Source organism: Streptomyces coryli (genome assembly GCF_011044975.1).
GTDB classification, from domain to species: Bacteria; Actinomycetota; Actinomycetes; order Streptomycetales; family Streptomycetaceae; genus Streptomyces; species Streptomyces coryli.
Genome location: NZ_JAAKZV010000465.1, coordinates 1 through 2899, shown reverse-complemented (window position 1 = coordinate 2899; position 2899 = coordinate 1). Strand labels below are relative to the sequence as shown.

General features: G+C 75.4%; 2 protein-coding genes. One reads left to right on the top strand and one right to left on the bottom strand.

What is annotated here, in order from left to right; all coding sequences use genetic code 11:
• The first annotated feature begins 196 nt into the window (after positions 1 to 196).
• The gene (locus G5C51_RS41260; protein ID WP_165245966.1) at positions 197 to 793 is read left to right on the top strand and encodes a class I SAM-dependent methyltransferase; all 597 of its coding nucleotides are present in this window, start codon (positions 197 to 199) and stop codon (positions 791 to 793) included.
• Positions 794 to 803: 10 nt separating this feature from the next.
• Here the strand turns inward: G5C51_RS41260 and G5C51_RS41255 are convergent, their stop codons facing one another.
• Entirely contained in the window at positions 804 to 2828 is a 2025-nt protein-coding gene (locus tag G5C51_RS41255) for a hypothetical protein (protein WP_338118505.1), read from the bottom strand.
• Between the last annotated feature and the right edge of the window lie 71 nt (positions 2829 to 2899).

The following is a 2899-nucleotide window of genomic DNA, read 5'->3' as shown; positions in this document are numbered from 1 at the left end:
CGCCTGGGTTGATCTATCCCTTCGGGAGGAGGGCCGAGTGGAGCGACGCAGCCTAAAAAGTCTTAGCGAAGCGGGCTTTTTAGGTTGTGTCGCGGAACTCGGCCCGGCCACCCACCTATAAGCCCGTCCGGCGCTTGAGGACTCCGTGGCGAAGCCACAGGATTCCGCGGCGCCCAGCACCGTAAGGTGCATACGTATGGCGTTCGTTCACAACCGGCACTATCACCCCACCCTCCTCCGGCGCCTGCCGCGTCATTGCGACAACGCCCTCGACGCCGGCTGCGGCCGCGGGGAGTTCGCCGAGAAGGTCGCCCGCCGGGCGCGGCACGTGGACGCGTTCGACACCGACCCCGACATGGTCGCCGCCGCCAAGGACCGGGTCCCGGACAACGTCACCGTCCGCCAGGCCGACCTGCTGCACGCCGATCTCGCGCCCGGTGCCTACGACTACATCGCCTCGATCTCCGTTCTCCACCACATGGATCTCGAGGCAGCCCTCGCCACGCTTCGGGACGCCCTGGCGCCGCAAGGCACGCTCGCCGTGATCGGCTGCTATCGCGAGGCGACGCCCCTCGACTACGCCGTCGCCCTCATCGCCTCGCCCACCAACGCCGTCGCCCGCCTCGCCCACGCCGTCGCCCGTACCGCCCCGGACGACTCCATGCCGGTCGCCCGGCCGAGCACGACCCTCGCCGACGTACGCGAGGTCGCCGCCCGCGTTCTCCCCGGATCCCAGGTCCGCAGGCGCCTGTTCTGGCGGTATCTCCTCACCTACCGCAAACCGGCAGGCTGAGCGGCCATCGTCAGCCGCCCAGCCCCGCCAGCCGCGACCCGTCCGCCAGCCGCGCCGTAAGGTCGGCCCGCGCGCCCCGCTCCGTACGCAGCGCAAGGAATCGGCCCCGCGCTTCCCCGGACACGCCGCCCGATGCCGTCACCGACGCGACATCGCGGCTTCCCGCCGCCAGCACGTACCACTTCCCCGACCGCGACTTCCACAGCACGCCGGCCAGCGCCCGCGGCTCTCGCGCGCCGCAGGCGATCGTGTCGCGGCCCCTGGCGGCCACTGCCGCCTGCGCCCGGCCCGGCGGCTGGAACAGCGCCAGCACCTGCGTCCCCCGGCCCCGCCACGTATCCGCGCGGGCGCACAGCCACGCCGCCGTGCCGCCGGACTCGGGGAGCGGCTGGCCGGCGAAGGTCCAGGCGTTCACCGAGCGGACGCCCTGACCGGCCAGGGCGCCGAGCCGGCAGGCGGAGCGGGCCCAGCGCTGCCGTGCGGTCGCGCTCGAGACGTTGGCGACGGACTGCGAGGGATTTCCGTACGTAAGGCGTGCGGGCAGCAACTCGCCCAGGTCGGAGACCAGATGCGGCACCGCGCCCGCCCCGGCCGAAGGCCGGGTGCGCAGCTCCAGCGCCTCCCAGCGCGCGCACTGCTTCTGCCCGACCGGACTCGGCACCGGCGGCGTCACGCCGTCCTTCGTACGCTGCACCGCCTCGGCGTCGCCCGTCGGCTTCAGCACGTCCCGGGACGACACCCCGGACACCCAAGGCGCCGTCAGATAGCGGACGTTCCCGTCCACCCGGCTCACCACCACCGCCGTGGCCGACGCGGCGTCGGCGCCGTCCGTACGGGCGAAGTCCAGCGCCGCGCCCTGGCCCGCGGACCCGATCGGCTCCGCGTAGCGCACCATCCGCTGCCCGTCGTGGAAGAGCACCACCGCCGCGCTGTCCACATCTCCGGCGAAGAGCAGCTGGGGGGCGCCCGCCGCCGGCCCGGGGAGGGTCCCCGGCGTGGCCGACACCCGCACCGAACTGCTCGGCCGTGCCCACACCTTCAGCGCCCGGCCGAGCAGCGCGGTGTCGCCGGTACGGTCCCCGCGGGCCGGCCAGGCCGCGAAGTCGGGGCGGGCGGCGCGGCGCCAGTCGTCGCGGCCTGCTTGGGCGAGCTTGGCCGGGTCGAGGGCCTGCTGGGCGAAAGCGTTCTGCGCGTAGGGCGGAGCCGCGGCGTCGTCCGGCTCGCCCCAGCCGCTCACGCCGGGCAGCCCGAGCAGCGCGGCGCATGCCGCGAGCGCGGCGGCGGCGGCGAGCGCCGCGCGGGTGTGCTGCCGGCGGCGGACCAGGTCGGTGGGGCGGGCCTGCAGCGAGCAGGGGTCGAACTCGGCCGACAGCAGGAGCTGTTCGTCCCGGCTGCCGGCCGGCAGCTCCAGGCCTTCGGCCTCGGCGAGCGCCTCGCCCGGGTCCGGCACACCCGCGGCCGCGAGGAGCCTGTGCGCATCGGCGTCGCTCAGGCCCTCGAGGCCGCGGATCACGTGGGCCGCGCGGGCGGCCGGGGTCAGGGCCGCCAGGGCCTGGTCGAGGGCGAGCTCGTCGGAGCCGCCGGAACGGGGGAAGAGCCGCAGCCCGAAGACCCGGGGGAGCAAGGGGGGCCACTGCCCGGGGCGGGGGAGCCCGAGCGGTCCGCGAGGGCCGCCCGCTGCGAGGGCGGCCTTGATGACCTGGAGCCGTACGTAGGCGTACCCGGGGTCCGCGCCGGGGCCGTCCGCCGCCCGCTGCCGCTCGCCGCCGGTGCGCTGCGACGGGAGTACGGCGCCGTCCTCGTCGTCGCCCGCCGCGGGCCCGCGGCCGCGGGGGAGCGAGCGCTGGACGATGGCGTGGGCCTGCAGCACGCGGCGGCCGCGGCCGCTGCCCGGGGGCAGCAGCAGATACGCGAGTCTGGCGAGGCGCGGATAGTGCCCGATGAGGGCGGCTTCGGCCTGCTCCAAGTCCACGGGGACGGGGGCGTCGTCGGGCTGGTCGGATGCGGGGAGGGTGGCTGTCGGCTGGTGGTCCACGGTACGTAGAACGAGTGAATCGTCCGATGGTCACCTTGGGTGGGTGGCCGCTTACACCCACCCACCCAAGG

Bases quoted from the DNA above. Each gene is read 5' to 3' on its own strand.
- G5C51_RS41260 (WP_165245966.1), top strand. From the start codon at position 197: ATGGCGTTCGTTCACAACCGGCACTATCACCCCACCCTCCTCCGGCGC.